This is a genomic window from Ruegeria sp. HKCCD7296 (assembly GCF_013110775.1).
Taxonomy (GTDB): domain Bacteria; phylum Pseudomonadota; class Alphaproteobacteria; order Rhodobacterales; family Rhodobacteraceae; genus Ruegeria.
The window spans coordinates 18,785-36,053 of record NZ_WVRF01000017.1; the positions used below are offsets into that span (position 1 = coordinate 18,785).

Annotated in this window: 13 protein-coding genes; 3 read left to right on the forward strand and 10 right to left on the reverse strand. The window is 56.8% G+C overall.

What is annotated here, in order from left to right; translation table 11 throughout:
* Window positions 1–5: 5 nt before the first annotated feature.
* The 6 genes from GS632_RS22410 to GS632_RS18745 form a co-directional block, all read right to left on the reverse strand.
* Window positions 6–1,535 carry a GMC oxidoreductase gene (locus GS632_RS22410; protein ID WP_171722265.1) on the reverse strand — a complete coding sequence of 510 codons (1,530 nt, stop codon included), beginning with the start codon at window positions 1,533–1,535 and terminating at the stop codon, window positions 6–8.
* Between the two features lie 34 nt (window positions 1,536–1,569).
* Window positions 1,570–2,541, reverse strand: coding sequence for an NAD(P)-dependent oxidoreductase (locus GS632_RS18725; RefSeq protein ID WP_171722266.1), 972 nt, complete (start codon window positions 2,539–2,541; stop codon window positions 1,570–1,572).
* A gap of 93 nt (window positions 2,542–2,634) precedes the next feature.
* Window positions 2,635–3,378, reverse strand: a complete 744-nt coding sequence (locus GS632_RS18730) for a polysaccharide deacetylase family protein (RefSeq protein ID WP_171722267.1) — start codon at window positions 3,376–3,378, stop codon at window positions 2,635–2,637.
* A 3-nt stretch (window positions 3,379–3,381) separates the two neighbouring features.
* On the reverse strand, window positions 3,382–4,818 hold the full coding sequence (locus tag GS632_RS18735) for an FAD-dependent oxidoreductase (protein ID WP_171722268.1): 1,437 nt from the start codon (window positions 4,816–4,818) through the stop codon (window positions 3,382–3,384).
* Complete coding sequence (locus tag GS632_RS18740; RefSeq protein ID WP_171722269.1) at window positions 4,815–5,777, reverse strand: lysylphosphatidylglycerol synthase transmembrane domain-containing protein; 963 nt, start codon at window positions 5,775–5,777, stop codon at window positions 4,815–4,817. Before GS632_RS18740 ends, GS632_RS18735 begins: the two co-directional genes overlap by 4 nt.
* A 13-nt stretch (window positions 5,778–5,790) precedes the next feature.
* Window positions 5,791–6,708, reverse strand: a complete 918-nt coding sequence (locus tag GS632_RS18745; RefSeq protein ID WP_171722270.1) for a glycosyltransferase family 2 protein — start codon at window positions 6,706–6,708, stop codon at window positions 5,791–5,793.
* 269 nt (window positions 6,709–6,977) lie between these two features.
* Here GS632_RS18745 and GS632_RS18750 point away from each other — a divergent pair, with 269 nt between their 5' ends.
* Window positions 6,978–8,441 (forward strand): lipopolysaccharide biosynthesis protein, encoded by a 1,464-nt coding sequence (locus GS632_RS18750; RefSeq protein ID WP_256368733.1) that lies wholly within the window; start codon window positions 6,978–6,980, stop codon window positions 8,439–8,441.
* A gap of 45 nt (window positions 8,442–8,486) precedes the next feature.
* Here the strand turns inward: GS632_RS18750 and GS632_RS18755 are convergent, their stop codons facing one another.
* A complete protein-coding gene (locus GS632_RS18755) occupies window positions 8,487–9,992 on the reverse strand; it encodes a PepSY domain-containing protein (protein ID WP_171722272.1) in 1,506 nt (501 codons plus the stop codon).
* A gap of 261 nt (window positions 9,993–10,253) precedes the next feature.
* On the opposite strand from GS632_RS18755, the gene GS632_RS18760 reads away from it, so the two are divergent.
* Both GS632_RS18760 and GS632_RS18765 read left to right on the forward strand, forming a co-directional pair.
* Window positions 10,254–11,237, forward strand: a complete 984-nt coding sequence (locus GS632_RS18760; RefSeq protein WP_171722273.1) for a glycosyltransferase family 2 protein — start codon at window positions 10,254–10,256, stop codon at window positions 11,235–11,237.
* Complete coding sequence (locus tag GS632_RS18765) at window positions 11,234–13,285, forward strand: glycosyltransferase family 39 protein (RefSeq protein ID WP_171722274.1); 2,052 nt, start codon at window positions 11,234–11,236, stop codon at window positions 13,283–13,285. Before GS632_RS18760 ends, GS632_RS18765 begins: the two co-directional genes overlap by 4 nt.
* 24 nt (window positions 13,286–13,309) lie before the next feature.
* Here GS632_RS18765 and GS632_RS18770 read toward each other — a convergent pair whose 3' ends face one another.
* From GS632_RS18770 to GS632_RS18780, 3 genes are all read right to left on the reverse strand, one after another.
* Complete coding sequence (locus GS632_RS18770) at window positions 13,310–14,683, reverse strand: arylsulfotransferase family protein (RefSeq protein WP_171722275.1); 1,374 nt, start codon at window positions 14,681–14,683, stop codon at window positions 13,310–13,312.
* A gap of 114 nt (window positions 14,684–14,797) precedes the next feature.
* Complete coding sequence (locus GS632_RS18775; RefSeq protein WP_171722276.1) at window positions 14,798–15,025, reverse strand: hypothetical protein; 228 nt, start codon at window positions 15,023–15,025, stop codon at window positions 14,798–14,800.
* A 146-nt stretch (window positions 15,026–15,171) separates the two neighbouring features.
* On the reverse strand, window positions 15,172–17,208 hold the full coding sequence (locus GS632_RS18780) for a B12-binding domain-containing radical SAM protein (protein WP_171722277.1): 2,037 nt from the start codon (window positions 17,206–17,208) through the stop codon (window positions 15,172–15,174).
* Window positions 17,209–17,269 lie beyond the last annotated feature (61 nt).

Genomic DNA, 17,269 nt, shown 5'->3' on the forward strand with positions numbered 1-17,269 from the left:
GCCAATCAGGGAGCCAGCGTACCAATCCGATGCGCGTTGGCCATGACCGAGAAGGTGATGGTTGTGGCCGGAATGCTGGGCAGGCTTGAGGCATCGACCAGATGCACCCGCGACAGCCCTTCAGGTCGACCCAGGATATCCGACTGCCCTGTGCCGGGCGTTTTGGCCATGGGCACCGAGCCGCCGACATGAAAGCTTGACCCCACATCGCCGGGGCGGCGGGCAAATTTGAGCGGTACCAACCCGGCCAGCTTCAGTACCTGCGCCAGACGGGATGTGGCCCGCGCCATGATCTGTTCGGTGGCCTCATTGGTCTGGATCGTGGACACAAGCCGCCCGTCAGGGGCCAGGGTCAGATCTACGCGTGCGGAATGGTCGGAATGCAGAAATGCCTGCGCCACGATCAACCGACGTGCCAGCATATGCCATATAGGGGCCGAACCGAGCAGTTTCGCACCATAGCTACGGATCAGATCCTGGGCATAGAACTCATTCCAGGTATAGATCTGGCTGTGCACCAGACGGGGAGAGAGATCGGGGTCATCCAGCTCGATGAAAATTTGCGGCAGGGTGTGATAGGGGGCTTGATTGGGGCGGCGTGGGGCACGCCAGCGGTGCAGGCTGGGCAGAAAGAAATGCTGGCTGTCCTGTAATTGCAGGCGTGCTGCCGGATCCGCCGAAGACAACAGCAGCAAACGCGCCGTTTCCAGAACGCCTGCGGCGACAAAAACACGCTCGGCCTTCAGGCTCTCGCCGCCATCCAGCCGGACAGTGACATGATCGGCCTGCTCCTCGAAAGCATGGGCAAGGCCGCTGCGGTAGCGGAACGCCGTGTGGTGGCGCAGATCCTCAAGTGTTTGTCTGGCCGAATAAATATGCCCCCAAGGGCACCCATGCAGACACTGGCCGCAGTAGCGGCAACCCGGATCCACAGCCAGGCGCGCCATCCCGGCAGAGGCCCCCAAGCGGGCAAGATTGCTTTGGTGGTGCTCCAGACGATGCAGAATGTGCCCGGCCTGTGGTGATGGGGTCAGTGGAACCCGGTGCTGCATCGGAAAGGCGGGGAACAGGGCCTGCAAGGCATCTTCTCGCCCGCTGACCGGCAGAAATTTGGCAACCGCCCGGTAATGCGGTGCCAGATCCTGCGCGCTCAGCGGCCAGTCGGTGATATCTGCATCCCGGTTGGGCAGGATTGCCGATCCCCAAAGGTTGGATAACCCCCCCGCCGCATGTGAGGCGCGTAGTCCGATCTGATCCGGCGCAACCAGTGTTTCTGCACCTGGCACCATGGCAAAATCGGATCCGAACCGGCGCACCTGTCCGGGCGGCGTGTCTAACTGAGGGGCCTGCCAGGCCCGAATATCACTCGCAGACCAGTCCTCAGGATCTGAGGCCGCCATCTGGTCGCGACGCTCCCGTGCAGAGGCTTCAAGTTCTTCCCCTCCGTCAATCATCAAAACCTGACGGCCACGGTTCAAAAGGGCAATGGCCACCGATACGCCTGCTGGCCCCGACCCGATAACAAGATCGGTCACGGGGTGCGGCCCGTTTGTACCGACAGATGCGCCCTCATGCGGGAACCGGGCGGGTCATCTCGGCAACGATATCATCGATGATCTGTTGCAGCGTCCGCATCGGACGGAACCCGGTGACCCGTTGCAGTTTCGAGACATCGGGCAGGCGGCGCTGCATGTCCTCGAACCCTTCGGGATAGACGGTGTCATAGGGGACGAATTGGATTTCCGAGGTCGAGCTGGTTGTTCGAATGACCTGTTCGGCCAGTTCACGGATCGTGACCTCCTGATCGGTGCCGACATTGAACACGTCACCGCGTGCCTCGGGCAGGGTCATCAGACAGCACATGGCCTCGACCACATCCGCCACATGGCCGAAGCAGCGCGATTGCTCGCCAGTGCCGTGCACCATCAGCGGCGCGCCTTCCAACGCGGATTTCACGAAATTCGGCAGCACCATCCCGTAGCGCCCGGTCTGACGCGGGCCGGTGGTGTTGAAGAATCGCAGCACCGTGACAGGCAGGTCGGATTCCCGCGCATGGGCCAGCGCCAGAAATTCGTCCAGCGTCTTGGCGCAGGCATAAGACCAGCGCAGGTTGCGCGTGGCGCCGATGGTCAGGTCGCCTTCTTCCTGAAAGGGGAAATTGGTGCTTTTGCCATAAACCTCGGAACTGGAAGCGATGAATGTGTGTGTCTTGTCCACCAGCGCGGCATCCAGCACGTTTTCCGTGCCCGCAACATTGGTCAGGATCGACCGGCTGGGTTCATCCATGATCAGCTTGACCCCAACGGCCGCTGCCAGATGGAACACCACATCTGCTGGTCCGACCAGATCGGCGACCTGCTGGCGATCCAGGATACTGCCTTTGACGAAGGTGAACCCCGGGTGATCAGCAACGCTGGCCAGATTTGACATGAGCCCGGTCGACAGGTCATCAAGAACCGTGACGGTATGGCCGTCCCCAATCAATCTTTCCGCCAGATGAGAGCCGATAAATCCGGCCCCGCCGGTCACCAGAATATGCATATCTATATACCTATCACTTGTTCTGAACCACTGTGCCGGAGTGTACAATCTGTCCCGCGCCTCCGGCTATAGTCGCGGATAAAAAAGGTTTGCTCACCAAGGCTTCCCCCGAATGGCCGCCCGTAAACCACGCATCATTTTGCGCACCGCAAGATAGGGCCCGCCGCGCCCGGCAAGATGCGCCTGCCAGCGGGCGATGTCGGTGAAATAGAACATCTCGAGCCGGGGCAGGTCGTGGATGTCATCTTTTGGTCCGGCGACACCCAGCCTTGTGCCGACCGAGGTGTCGTAATGCAACGCGATCTGCCTGAGCACGCTGTTGTTCGACGCGCCATAGGGCGGTGCGAAATGCCGGACAGGCTGGCCAAGCCGGGCAGCTATATCCTGCCCGGATCCGGTGACTTCTTCTTCCAACGCCTCTGCATCCAGCGTCGACAGATCTGGGTGGCTGACACTATGCGCCCCAAAACAAACACCTTCCCCTGCCAGGGTTTCGATCCTGTCCCAATCCATCAGGGGGCGGGTGGGGATGTTGCCCCCGGCCCAGCTGTCGCTGCCGCCCATCCGGCCCGAGGGCAGATAGACGATCGGGGTAAAATTATGATCGCGCAGGATCGGCCAGGCGGTGTCGGCGAAATCTTCGAACCCGTCATCGAAGCTAATGATGACCACGCGGGGGGCAGGCGGGCTGGCCAGCGCATCAGGTGTGACCACCGGCAGGCCCGAGTCCGCAAGCGCCTGCATCTGGGCCTTGAACACCTCGGGCGCAATCGAGGTCGGTCCCGGCGCATCCGAGATCGAATGATACATCAGGATATCGGCCTGCCAGGCGGACATGGATCAGTCTTCCACCACATGGGTGGCAAAGACCTCGCGGTATTTGTTCCATTTCGCGCGGTCGACATGGCCCTTGCCGTCAATGCAATCCGCCGCGCCATAGGCCATGGCAAAAGCGTGGTGCGTATTATCGTGCGCAAAAAGGCCCTGCCGTCCAAATACGAGCAATCCGTCCATATCTGAGAGCCACTGATCCACCGTATCAAACCGCTCTTCATAGCCCACATCGTAAACCGGATAGGCATGGCTCAGCCGTCGGGTTTCGCAGCGGCGCACCGGTACCGTGACCGGCAAGCCTAGCTGGCCCAGCCATTTGGTGAATTCCTGCCCCAGTTCCTCGCCGGACATGGACCACCATTTTTCATCCGGGTCGCAGGGCAGCTCGGCACACAGAACGGTGACGCCCTTCGGCTCGTCACTGGCGTTATAGTTCTTGGGCTCTGACATGCGGCTGATCGGGATCGACAGTTCGGGGAAGTAATGCGCATCGAACTCGGTGAACTGGTCGGTCTCAAGCACTAGGTACAGCAGGATCATGCCCCGGAACCGGATCGCGCGGGCGGCTTCGACCACCTCGGCCGGAGCATCGCCAATCAGGCGCGTCAGTCCGGTCAGCGGGATGGTCGACAGGATTAGATCGCCGGTCATGCGCCGCTCGCCATCTTCGTTGCGGATCGTCAACCCGGTGATACGATTGCCGTCCCGTTCGATGGCGGTGATCTCGGTATTGAACAGGAAGCTGGCACCGTTGCTTTCCGCACTGTTCCGCATCGCGTCCGAGATCTGCCCAAACCCTTTGCGCGGATAAAAGAACCGACCCGCCGTTTCGCTGCGCAGCCCCGGCAGCAGGCGCAGCATCTTCATCAGGATCTTGCCGACCGAGCCGCTGCCCACCCGCCGTTCCGCCAGTTTCACCGCCAGCTTGTCCGGATCCAGACCCCAAAGCTTGCGTACGTAAGGGAAATAGAAATTGTCCGAAATCGTCGGTCCCAGCCCGTCATAGAGCACGGTCGAGAACGTTTCGGGGCCTTCGCTTTTTTTGCGGAAGGGCTTCAGCGCCATGTCCCCGATCAGTGACGCGGCAAAGGGTTTGGGCAGGCGTAACAGCGCATCGGTCAGTTTCAGCGGAAAGTGAATCCATTTGCCGCCCAGCCGGATGCGCCCATGGCGCGGGCGCAGCAGCAAGTCGTCTCCCAGCAGGGCTTTTACATCGGCCAGAACCTCGGGCTCGGCCGCCGGATGAAACCGGTGCGAGCCATAGTCGCAGATCACACCTTCGACCGGGAACGAGGCCGAATTACCACCCGCAACAGGCGCGCGTTCGATCACGGTGACCTTGGCCTGCGCGGTCAGGGCATGGGCAGCGGCCAGACCAGCCGGTCCGGCGCCGAGGATGATGATTTCAGGCTTGTCGCCATTGGGTCGGGAAACATCCGTCACTTGCACTCTTCCTTCTGGGAACTTGCCGGGGTGCTGAACTGCATCCCGGACATGGTCAGAACCAGCGCACCTAACCCGCCCGCCGCGAACAAAACAACCTGCCAGACCAGCCCGGCGGCCACGACTGCGGCGGCGCTGGCACCAAAGGGGGCCAGAAAACCGGCCAGCGTCGCCTCGCGCAGGCCCAGCCCGTTCAGGGATACCGGCAGCACGGCAATGATCTTGGCCAGTGGCCAGGCGAATATCCATGGGCCCGCCGCCACATCGACCCCCGCCGCAATGGCCAGCCACCAGGCCAGCAGGACCAGCAACAGCTGAATCAGTACAGATGCGATAAAGGCCACGGCCAGCGTGCCGGGCTTGCGGCCCATTCCAGCCAGCGCATCGGACAGACGATGGGCAAAGCCTTTGCCGGGCAGGGACGGGACATAGCGCCAGGGCAGGGGCAGCAGGCGCGGCAAAGCGACCATGCCCACCAGCGCCGCCAGCAAGACCAGAGCCACCGGCCAGATCATATGCCCGCCCGCAGCGCTTTCCCATGTCAGGACCAGCCCCAGACAAGAGAGTGTCAGCAGGGCCACCATATCGATCAGCCGATCCACGGTTGCGCCCGCAACAACCCGCGCACCGTCTTTCATTGCCGCTTGCGCCAGGCCGGCGCGTACCGTGTCACCTCCGATTGCTCCGGGCAGGCACAGATTGGCCGCCAACCCGGCAAAATGCGCCCGGATGGCCAGCGGAGCCGCAAATCCGCGCCCCAGAAGCAGCCACCATTTCAGCGCCGCCGCGACATGGGCCAGCAGGAACAGGACCAGCACGCAGGCAAAAACCCAGACCGGGATGGCTTTCAGGGCTGCCAAAATCGCCTCGGCAGGCAGAATCCAGAACAGGATCGCTAGCACCACGACCGATCCGGCAACCCGGATCAGCCAGCGCCGTTGACTTGGATCGGAAAGCATGCCGCCGCTCCTGTCAGGGTCTCAGGTGCAGCCGCGAGATCATGTCGGCGATCAGCCCCAGCGACCAGATCATGATCGCCGCCAGGAACGAGAACACTGCTGTTTCGCTGAGGTTCCAGTAGAACATGTCGACAATGAATTTCACCGTTCCCAGCGTGAAAAACGCCAGACCCAGTGGAATGAACACTCGCAGCGGATTGAACAACGTGCTGATGCGCAGGATCAGGATGATGAAGTTCAGGAAATCGATCGGCCGGATTTTCGATTTGCCCACCCGCTTACCATATTCGATCGGCGTATAGATCATCCGCTTGCCATTCGAAGTCATGCACAGCGTGATCGTTGTAGTGAACGAGAAATTCTGTGGCAGCAGCGGCAGGAACGGGGTCAGCTCGGATTTGCGGAACACGCGCAGACCGGAATTCAGATCGTTGATCTTGCGCTCGGCCAGGAATGAGGCAAAGGCAAACAGGAATTTTTTGGCTGGCCGACGCAACAGCGGCACGTTCTTCATCGCCGCGCCCCGGTCGCCCACGACCATGTCCTGATCGCGGCACATGGCCAGCATGTCGGGCAGATAGCGCGCGGGATAAGTGCTGTCGGCATCCAGAATGGCAACATATTCATGCTGCGCCATCCGCACCCCCCGTTTGAGGCTGGCACCATAGCCGGAATTGACATCGTTGAAGGTCACGGTGGCTCCGCTGGCTTCGGCCTCGGCGCGGGTGTTGTCCTGGCTAGCATCGTCCACCACGATGATCTCATAGGGAATGCCCAGCGGTTCCAGATGAGTGCGCACATCCTCGACCGTGTGGCGGACGGCGTTTTCCTCATTATAGGCGGGGATGACAACGCTAAGGCTCATGCCTGACGTGTCTGGTGCATCGGTCGCGGCACTTTCCGCGTCATTCCGCTCAGCAATTTTGTTCATGAAAATGAAAACCTTTTATTCACTCAATAATCCCTGCCCTGTATGCACCTGCATGATATGCGTGACACATGGATCGTGACAGGGTTAATTCCCTGCATTGTGCATAGTATTCGAATACGTTCGGGCTGAACATAGGCAATAAATTTGACTAAATTCGACCGTTTCAGCGTCAAGTTTTGTATTTGTTGATTCCGCATAGGGTAGATGCGGCAACTAAAGGCAATGATCGCCCCGGCAAATGGCCGGATCGTATGATAGGAAGGAGACCGATGTCAGGGCGGCAGAGTTTCACCAGAGGAGTGGCCTGGATGTCAGCCGGGATCTGGGTCGAACAGGCATTCAATTTTATCATTTTTGCTATTCTGGCCCGTATATTAGGGGTGGATGCCTTTGGGCTACTGGCGATGGTTGCAGCCTTTGTGCTGTTTTCCGAATTCCTGGTGCGCGAGACAGTTTCGGACATCTTGCTGACCCATGACGCGTTGTCACCCGAGCGGCTGAACTCGGTTTTTTGGCTGTTGGCGCTGTTAGGAGCGCTCCTGACGGTTTTGCTTTTTCTGGGCTCGGGGCCTATTGCACATTTCTACAATGAGCCCGCTGCCTCCGGATTGTTGATCGGATTGTCTCCAACAGTGCTGATGATTTCACTGACGGCTGTGCCCGTGGCGATCTTGCGGCGCGAGATGCGGTTTCGTGTTTTGGCAATCCGCGCGGCTCTTGGCGCGGCGGTCGGAGGTGTCGTCGGCATTGGCATGGCGCTGGCGGGATATGGTGTCTGGAGCCTGGTGGGGCAGCGGTTGGCGATGACGGCCACCAATATCATGATGGCCTGGGGGGCGGTGTCCTGGCGCCCGGCGCTGAATGTGTCACGCGAACATATGCGCACGATCTTGCATTTCAGCCATCGAATTCTGGGGCTGCGCGCGGCCGAACTGGCCGCAGTTCAATCACCTGCAGTGATCATCGGCGCTATGCTGGGGCCGGTGCAGGCGGGATACTTTGCAATTGCGTGGCGGGTGATCGAAACGGCTTCGTTCTTGGTGATCACACCCCTGCGTACTGTCGCACAACCCGCCTTTGGCGCAGTGGCGCGGGATGGGGGGCAGGCGGCGGGTTTGCTTTTGGATGTTATGCGCCTGACCGGGTTTCTGGCCTTCCCGGCCTTTGCCGGTCTGGCGGTTTTAGCGGAACCTGCGCTGGTGCTACTTTTTGGGCAGAAATGGGCTCCGGCGGCCCCGGTTCTCAGCCTGATGTCCGTGTTCGGCATGTATCTGTGCGCGGAAAAAGTGCAGCAGACCTTCTGTTTGGCGGCGGGTCAACCCGGTCGTCTGGCGATGCTTTCGTGGATCGAGGTCGCACTGGCTGCAGTGGTGATCGTTCTGGCCGCACCCTATGACCTGTCGGTGGTAACAGCGGGATTTGCAGTTGTTTTCCTTCTGGTCTGGCCGCTTAAATTTGCCAATCTGGGGCATATAGCGGGGCTGTCCGGTATGGTTTTGATGCGGCAGCACCTCGCACCGCTTCTGCTATCGACGGGAATGGCGGTAGTCGTACTTGGGGTCGTGTGGAAAATGGAAGCGGCGTCCCAAATTCTGGTTCTCTTGACCGGAACCGTGACCGGGATTGTGGTCTATTGCCTGCTCACCGCCCTGTTTCAGCGTAGCCGGTTGCGCCTGCTGATCGCAATGGTGCGCTCGCATGAGGAATTTGGTCCGCAAGAGGCCAGAGGATAAAGGTTCTGATGCGCGACCTAGAACAGAGCTGGGTCGCGCAGGTTGTTACCAAATCGGCGCGCCGAGGCGGAAAGTGACGGTTTTTTCCTCGCCATCAGATTTTTGCAGACGGGCAATGATAGTGTTTTCCGACTCTACAGGCATCAGCTGAAAATAAGCTGTGGCTCTGTCACCGTTCTGTGTGAAATTGACCTCTGCCGCATTGTCCCCGTTGACCTCGATCGTTGCGGCTTGGACATCCGGTTCACCAATCCGCAGCTGGACTTCAAGAGGTGTGCCGTTGCGGAAAGGAGCATCCATAATCAGTCGGGCAACCGACGGCGGGGAGTCAATCGCGAAAGCTCTGGTTCTTTCATGGGAATTGGGGCCAAAACGGTAAAACGCCGTGAACAGAACACCTGTCAGTACCAGAAGATAGCCCCACCGGGTCCACCCCATGCCGCGCCAGATACGTCTGAACGGTCCATATTGCGCCGCATCAGGGGCAATCCTAGCCGCGAAAATCAAAACCCCTGTAAAGGCCAGGCCGGTGGCAATGAGACCAAGGACGATCCACAACGCCATCGAAAATCCACCGCCCCAGGTGCCGAAATGCAGCATGTCCATCAAAGGTTTCCAATAGGTCAGCCCACCTGTGTCGTCCGGCGTAAACGCACCCAGAACCTCTAGTGTTACGGGATCGATGAATACGCTACCTGGCCCGAAAAAACCGGAATGACCGTCCGTGTTCCCAAAAAAGTTGATGCTGTCGGTTTTCTTGTCCGGCAGGAAAACAAGGAAAGGCTCAAACCCCGGCAGTGCCTCACGAGCACGGGCTTCAGCTTGGTCGATAAGGGCTGCGCCAAAATTGGCAGGCAAGGCTGTATCGCGGGGAACAGGGGGGGTAGGGTGAGGTCGAGTACCTTCCAGCCCCAGACTTCCCAGCAGAAAATAGAAGCTGGTTACGGTAGTCACGATCAGCAGCGGTACCGTCCAGACAGCTGTCAGCCGATGGGTGCTGCCAGCCCAGGACCTCAACCCGCCTTCACGGCTGGGCCAGCGAAAAAAACCTTTCCAGAAGCGCCGGTAGGTGATGAGGCCGCTGATGATCTGGAACAGCAATATTATTGAGGTGGCACAGATCAGCATGAATACGACCCGCTGTCCGGTCAGGAACGTGTCATGCAGATCACGCAGAATGCTACGGAATCCAAGGGGCCGAGTTACCGCGACAACCGCGCCAGTGGCGGGGTCGGTCCAGAAGCTGATTTTTTCCCCCCAGCCCGTGTGGGCTGCTGTGCGGTCTACAAACCACGGGGTCGGCTGCCTATGTATCATAAAGATGCGGCTTTCGGGGTGAGCCTTTTTGATACCGTCATAGATCGTGCCGAAGCTGGCGGTGCGCTCTTCTTTGGGGGCGATGGTCCAGATCGCGGTGCGGCCTATTGATTCAAGTTCGATCGCGGCGACCAGTAATGTTCCAGTCAGAAACATGAAGGCAAAAAAAAGCGACAGATGCAGGCCTAGCCAAGTGTGCAGCTTAAAAAGCAAATAGCGGATTTTACGGTTCATATGAATAGGGGCCAGTTTACATGAATAGGGGCCAGTTTACAGTTCTCGCGCACACTAAACCCGGTAAGTGCAAAGGAAACAATAGCCCGACGGGATTGTGACCGAGATGGGGGCGATTTCCCCCTATGTGGCGGAGGGCGCACGGTATTGCAAAATATTCCTTTAGGTTAGCTGTTGTGCGAATCCCAAATTTCGCGGGATGGTATGCTCGTACCCGGGTATTGGTGGGGTAAACGGTGCTGTTTAATGTTAAATAAAGATATGAAAAAAATTTCTATTGTTTCGCCATGCTTCAACGAAGAAGACAATGTGGCGAATTGTTATGAAACCGTTAAGGCGATTTTTGACAAAGAATTGCCGGACTACAGGCGCGAGCATATTTTCATCGACAATGCTTCTTCGGACCAGACGGTGGAGATACTGCGAGGGATTGCAGCCAAGGACCCAGATGTGAAAGTGGTGGTCAATGCTCGCAATTTCGGGGTGTTCCGGTCAACCTTCAATGGGCTGCGTTATGCAACCGGTGATGGGGTTGTTGTCATGTTGCCTGTCGATTTGCAGGACCCGCCGGAACTGATCCCGGAATTCGTCGAGTTATGGGAAAGCGGTTATGACGTGGTTGCCGGGGCTCGCAGTACCCGCGAAGAAGGGTTCGTGATGCGTAATGCGCGCGGGATTTTCTATAAAATTATAAACGGTCTGTCAGATGTATGGCTGGAGCCATCCGTCGGAGAGTTTCAGTTGATTGACCGCAAGGTGCTTGAGGCGGTGTTAGCCCATAATGATCACTATCCCTATATCCGCGGCATAATCGCCAGTTGCGGCTTTCGTCGGATCATCAAGCCTTATGTCTGGCAGGCCCGCAAAAGTGGTTTGACCAAGCATAGTCTGATGGCTCTGACCGATCAGGCGCTGAATGCAATCTTTTCCTTTACACGCGCTCCGATGCGGTTCTGCACGATCAGCGGACTGGTAATCGCGATTGGATGCATTCTGTTTTCATTGATTTCCGCGGTGTTGTTTTTCTTTAACCCCGATCAGGCTCCGCGCGGGACGACGACAATCATCGTCTCTCTATTCTTCCTTTCTGGTATCCAGATGTTGTTTATCGGGATGCTGGGGGAATATATTACCTCGATCCACAATCAGGTGCGTGGTGGCCCCATAGTCACCGAACAAGAGCGTATTAATATTGAAGGCCCCGCGCAGGACCTGGCCCTGACCAGAGAAGAGCATCTGGCATGATCTTCCGATGCAGCCAGGTGCGGCAGTGCTGTCTTGTCCTGGCGTTGGTTTTCTGCGCCAGCGCAGTCTGGGCTGATGATACACCGGTCACCAATGCAACTCTGTCCCAACTGCGTATATGGTTCGGGGTTATGGTTGTGGCTGCTGCGGGTTTTCTGGCCGTCTTCTGGACGCGCGGGCAGATTTTGTTCGGTATTCTGAGCGCAACGGTTCTGTTGGGCAGCACCGCCCGACTGTGGTTGACGCAACCGCTATGGTTTCCAAGGCTCGAGATTTCTGCGGATCCGCCTGAAAACTTGATCATGCTTGCGGTACTGGCGGCGCAGGCGGGGATAACGGGCCTTATTCTTATGCGTCCGACAAGCCGGGTTGCCATCGGTAATCTTGTTGCTGGGGCGGGAGTGTTTCGCCTGTTTCTTCTGCTGGTCCTGGTCGCGGTATTCTGCCTGTCGGCAACGCCTTATGTGGCCTATGGCTACCATGTGGCCTATGGCTTGCAGATCGGGGTTGGTGGCGCTCTGTCGCTGGTTCAGATGGCAACGATTGTGGCCATGTTCACCATAGAAGGGCCTGACCACAGGCCGCGTATCCCGGTGGGCGGTCTTGCGATCTTTGCGGCATTGGCCAGTACTTTTCTCACCTGGACTGCATTCGATCGGGTGCCCCATGTCGAAGATGAACTTGCCTACCTGTTTCAGGCACGGACCTTTGCCGCGGGTGCACTCTGGAGTCCGGCTCCACCCGAGGTAGCGCAACCGGCATTGGAATATTACCTGTTCGATGTTACGGAGGGGAAATGGCTTGGCGTTCCCGCACAAGGCTGGGCTGTTGTTCTGAGCTTTGGAGTGTTGATCGGGGCACCCTGGATCATCAATCCGATCCTGACCGGGATTGTGGTCTGGCTGGCACATGACATTGTTCGTCGCGCGGTTAGCCGTGAACGAGCGGATATGGTCGCGCTTCTTATGGCAACTTCACCCTGGGTGCTGGCGGTTGGGGCCACGCTGATGAACCACTCGCTTATGCTGGTGACAATTCTATTGGCCTGGTGGTGTCTGCTGCGGGCTGGAGAGGGATCAACCCGCAGGGCCGTGCTGCTGGCTTTTGTCGCTGGCCTGGCTTTGGGGTGGGGGTTTGTCACTCGGCCACTGGATGGGCTGATCGTCGGAGGTCTGACAGGTCTGTGGCTGCTGCGTCGGTTGCCCGGCGGGATTGGGCAGGTGCTTGCCTGTGGTGTCGGAGGCATCCTGTCCGGGTCTGCCGTTTTTCTCTTCAACTACGCAATCACGGGTGATCCGCTTTTGACTGCACAGGCCGACTATCTCAGTCGCTTGTGGCCAGACACGCAAAATGCGTTCGGATTTGGCGAGAATGTGGGCCCGCCCGCCCAAAGCTGGGGGGCGTTGGATATCTGGGTGGGTCATAGCCCAGCCGAGGCCGTACTGAACCTGATCAACGCGATTGCATCGCTTAACCTTGAGCTGCTGGGCTGGACATTCGGATCGCTGGTTCCGATCTGGATCGTCTTTATCTGGCGTAAAAAGCTGACCGGTTTCGACCGGGCGATGTTGGTGATCTTTGCGGCTCTTGCGGGGGTTTTGTTCTTCTACTGGTTCACCGGTACTTTCTATCTTGGTCCGCGCTACTGGCATACGGCATTGCTGCCTATTCTGATTTTGTCCGCTGCCGGGATCGAGGCGATCAATGACCGGCTAGCCGAGCAATATCGCGGGCGCCTGCATTGCATTGTCGTGCTGCTATGCGCGATTTCGGTGGTCACCTTCACATCCTGGCGCGGCATTTCCAAATATGACGGATATGGCGGATATAACGGCGACATCCGGCGGCAGGTTGAAGCCGCTGATCTAGGGAACGCGTTGGTCTTTGTCTCGACAAAAGGAGATGTCGGGGCTGCGCTTTACCTGAATGATCCATTCCTGCCGCTAGACAAGCCGATATTCCTGAACGATCTGGGGCCAGAGCAGAACGCGGCGATCATCGCCGCATTCCCGGGACGCGAGGTAGTTTACCTAAGCGACACAGACTGAAATATGTTCCCGCCTGATTAGTGGCTACTTTCCGAAACTCCGTCTAAAGGCTTCAAGTGTTATGAAATCTGCTCCTTGTGTCTGGAGACGGCCTAGTTTTGGAGTGTTTTCACCTAAGAAGGGTGCGATGTCGCTAATCTCATCATACTGCCACAGGATATCACCGGTTTCGATGCTTACCTCGAATACTCGACCTCCCAATGTCTCAGCGACTAGAGCTCTTGAGCCATCCGCACTCGCATTAACCGCTCCCTCTGCAATACTGTTGAATGGCGGCACCGCATCCTTATCTTCAAGTGGGAAAATAGTTCGATAGCTTTCGGTCAGTGGATCAAGCGCAAGAATCCGTGTTCCAACACCGCCATCGCTGCTCCCTGCACCTAAATTGTCGAAAATCAAAATCTCACCATTTGGCAACACAGCAGGCGAGTGCTGTGCAACCATTGGTCCAAAGAAGACTTTGATTATCTCACCGGTCTGAGAGTTCATTATAATCAATGCGCTACTTGACCGTAGCGAAACTACGAGATCACCAGGGTTAGCTCCTTCAATTCCGGCTGCAGCCGCCTCGTTCAGAAGATCGATACCGTTGACATGGTAGGGATCACAGTCGTCTCTAACAGCAAAAGCCAGTCCCCGTACGTCTGAAGTACGAACCAATGCGTTTAAGCTGTGGACCAATATATTTGTACCGTCTGCATCTCGAATCCGCACGCCTTCCTGATACACCGCTCCATAGGTGCATTTCATTGGTTCATTTAGGTCGAGGATGGTTTCACTTATGGGATCGAGTTTCGCCGAAGGTAAATACACTCGTCCATCTGAATCAACTGTAGGCCAATGGTGGCTATTGTCGATATGCTTCCACAGCAGATTGCTTTCTTTATCGAATTTGGCGACGCCAACATGATATGGAAATGTGTTAGCTCCTTGAAAAGTAACAATCAGGTTGCCTTCGCTGTCTACTTCGCTGCCTTGAATGTAAATTGATCGTTCATCAGAATACCCAAAAAACGCTTCAAAGTCAGTTTCTGAAAAAAGAGCTTCTGGATCGTATTCCCAAGTCTGAAGGATGTTTCCGTCACGAGACATGATCCAAGCCATGCATCCAAAATCTGGGCATATGTCCTGCCGATAAAAAAATCCTCCTGTCATGACGATAAGATCGTTTGCTTCTATTGCAATTCCTCTCTTTACCGGTCCTGGCATTTCCGCGTCGGGCTCGTAACGAATGAAATGCGGAGGCTCTTCCTTATTGTCGATTGACTGTAGAGCTTCATATGCCGCTTTAGCTTTTTTGAGTATGCCATATGGAAAAATCTGGAATTCCACGGTAGCCAAACCGTAAAAAAATGATAGCACCAATGCACTGAAAGAAAAAATTAATTTAGAAAACATGTATACCCTTTACATTACCTGAACCCGCATCTGATAGATGGGTGCATAGAATGTTTCCATTGGACTATGCTGTTAAAACTTACGGTCATTGGAGAAGGCTTCAGTGAGAAACAGTCAGTCTTTCAAAGAGGCGTTGTTTCCGTCAGTGTTTTCTTCCGGCGTCTGGCGTTTTTTTAGCAGGCGCTTCAATGGGTACCAGATAAACCCGATGACGGCGAGTAGGATCGCACCGATTAATGCGATGAGTATTCCAATGGCCCCCAACCCGGCCCCAGGCCCGACATACGCAAATGCAGCTGTGGGTAAAAACACACTAAGAACAAGAAATATAATTACGCGCATAACTTGATGCTCCTCTTGGTTGGCCCCATTTGACTGGTCCGGTTTGATTGTTGGTGCGTGATTGGTCTGGGTTCTATCGGGATGATGGTTTGAGGGGTCGGTGGGGGTCCGTCGATTATTAGTTTCACTCTTATTGGGTAAGAAGACTACTCAGCCGCGTGCTGGTTTTCGGCGGCCACGAAACTGCGCCGGAAGTCATTGGCAAACATCGTCCGCGTGAACCGGCCCAAACCCGAGGCGTGTTCACCAAAGGTGTCGATTCGGGATAACAAGGTCGTTTTTACACGTGGGTCGACCCGTGTTTTGAATTCGCGCGGGTCGTCGAATTGATGATCGCTCAGAGCACCCTCATAGCCTGAGCTTCTCCAGGCCTCGACATCGAAGGAGGAATTCCAGACCGGTTCGTGTTCCAAGCTCTGTGAAAAGGGCACATGCAGCATTACGGCGCTGTAATAGTTGATGATCGTATCAAGCATGGCATGCGCTTTGTGGTCACCCTCGTCCAGCAGGTCCGAGATCGCCCGCTTCAGGAATTCCAAGGCCTCGTCCAATACAATGAACCGGCCAATCATCGAATACTTGCTGAGCAGATTGCCCCCCAGCTCTCCACCGATTAGATCATCATAGTTTTCGTGGGCCCAGGCGACGCATTCGGCGCGGGTCGGGAACAGTTCCTGCTGGTTTTCCTCAAGATAGCCGGACACTGCATCACGGAGCGGCTGCGGGGCCTGATCCAGAATATCCTGCATATGAATGACGATCTGAAATGGTCGGATGCCCAGAGAACGGGCCAGACGGAAGGCCTCTTCAAAGTTGTTCTCGTAGTAAAAGATCGTCAGCAGCAGATGGAAAACCCGCGTATCCAGATAGTCCTGGAATGAGAAATTTTCAGATTCCACAACCATCTCTTCGGTCTCGATCACCGTGTCACCGGTGTATTTACCCAAGCAGCGCGCCACCACGCGATGGCGGGTTTTGAAGCCGAATTCCTTGCGGCTTTCGGGATTGGCCAGCGGCGCGCCATGCAGCAGCATCAACTGGTGCGCGGCAACCCGGCTGACACCGGTTTCGATCAGCTTGTCGACCGCATCCATGAAGGATTCCTTAGTCTCGCCCGGCATGCACAGGATCAGCTCCCCATAGGATTGCATGCCTTTGGAATGCAGCTCCTGCTGCACCTCGGCATAGGTATCCAGACTGATATTGTCGCGCTTGATGTTTTTCAGAACAACCGGGTTCAGCGATTGCACTGATGAGGTCATCGGCAACCGGCCCCTGGCCTTGCGCATCACCTTGATGATCCGGTCGCCTCGGTTTTTGCCGGTCGTGGTGCGGATGTATTTCGGCCAGTCATACCGCTCCATCAGGTGGCCCAGGTAGTCGGCCACCTCTTCGTCCTGCACATACATGCCGAAATTGTCGTCGGCAAAGCAGAGCGGGCTGGCATGGTTGATGCGGGCCACGATGTAATCCAGATCGGCCTTGGTGCGCTCGAACGAATGGCGGAATACTTTCGAGTTCGATTTGACCGCGGAGTTGCAGAATGCGCAGGTGAACGGGCAGCCGCGGGCCAGTTGCATCAATGCAAACAGGCCGGTGTCAAAGAACTTGTCCATCAGCCCGGCCAGATAGGGCGAGGGAATTTCGTCCAGATCGCGGATGCGGGGCGGTTCGCCGCCGCGCAGGATTTCTCCGGTTTGGGGGTGAACGAACAGCGCGCCGTCAACGGCCTCTTCCCACATGCCTTCACGGCGAGCGCCTAGGTCGATGAACCGTTGCAGCGTGCTCAGAAAGGCGCGTTCGCCCTCATAGGTGGGACCGCGCACATGCATGTCAATCTGCGGCATGGTGCGAATCCAGCTGTCCTGCTCTTCTTCGGTCAGCGGGAAGTTGGGGCCGCCCATCAGGGTCAGCACGTTCGGATTGATCGCCTTGACGTAATTGGCGAATGACAGGGCCAGATTGTGGTTCCAGGAATAACTTGAGAACCCGATGATATCCGGAACCGCTGCATCAATGGTTGCCTTCAGCTCCTGAGGGTCGCGGAAAATGGCGACCTCCAGTGGTGTCCGGCTTTTGGCATAGGCTTTGGCAAACGTTGCAAGATTTCCGACACCTAGCGGATAGGTGTCCGATGTTGCAGTAACAAGATTGTGGCCGAGATCGGCAAGATAAAGACGCATCTGTGAATTATCCTTGCGGTACAGTGTCTATGTCAAACTTCTGACTCCACGGTCGGTTTGG

What these genes read in the sequence shown, in the direction of transcription:
- GS632_RS18755 (WP_171722272.1), bottom strand. Translation starts at nt 9,992, where the DNA reads ATGAACCGTAAAATCCGCTATTTGCTTTTTAAGCTGCACACTTGGCTA.
- GS632_RS18740 (WP_171722269.1), bottom strand. Translation starts at nt 5,777, where the DNA reads ATGCTTTCCGATCCAAGTCAACGGCGCTGGCTGATCCGGGTTGCCGGA.
- GS632_RS18770 (WP_171722275.1), bottom strand. Translation starts at nt 14,683, where the DNA reads ATGTTTTCTAAATTAATTTTTTCTTTCAGTGCATTGGTGCTATCATTT.
- GS632_RS18760 (WP_171722273.1), top strand. Translation starts at nt 10,254, where the DNA reads ATGAAAAAAATTTCTATTGTTTCGCCATGCTTCAACGAAGAAGACAAT.
- GS632_RS18775 (WP_171722276.1), bottom strand. Translation starts at nt 15,025, where the DNA reads ATGCGCGTAATTATATTTCTTGTTCTTAGTGTGTTTTTACCCACAGCT.
- GS632_RS18765 (WP_171722274.1), top strand. Translation starts at nt 11,234, where the DNA reads ATGATCTTCCGATGCAGCCAGGTGCGGCAGTGCTGTCTTGTCCTGGCG.
- GS632_RS18745 (WP_171722270.1), bottom strand. Translation starts at nt 6,708, where the DNA reads ATGAACAAAATTGCTGAGCGGAATGACGCGGAAAGTGCCGCGACCGAT.
- GS632_RS18730 (WP_171722267.1), bottom strand. Translation starts at nt 3,378, where the DNA reads ATGTCCGCCTGGCAGGCCGATATCCTGATGTATCATTCGATCTCGGAT.
- GS632_RS18750 (WP_256368733.1), top strand. Translation starts at nt 6,978, where the DNA reads ATGTCAGGGCGGCAGAGTTTCACCAGAGGAGTGGCCTGGATGTCAGCC.
- GS632_RS18725 (WP_171722266.1), bottom strand. Translation starts at nt 2,541, where the DNA reads ATGCATATTCTGGTGACCGGCGGGGCCGGATTTATCGGCTCTCATCTG.
- GS632_RS18780 (WP_171722277.1), bottom strand. Translation starts at nt 17,208, where the DNA reads ATGCGTCTTTATCTTGCCGATCTCGGCCACAATCTTGTTACTGCAACA.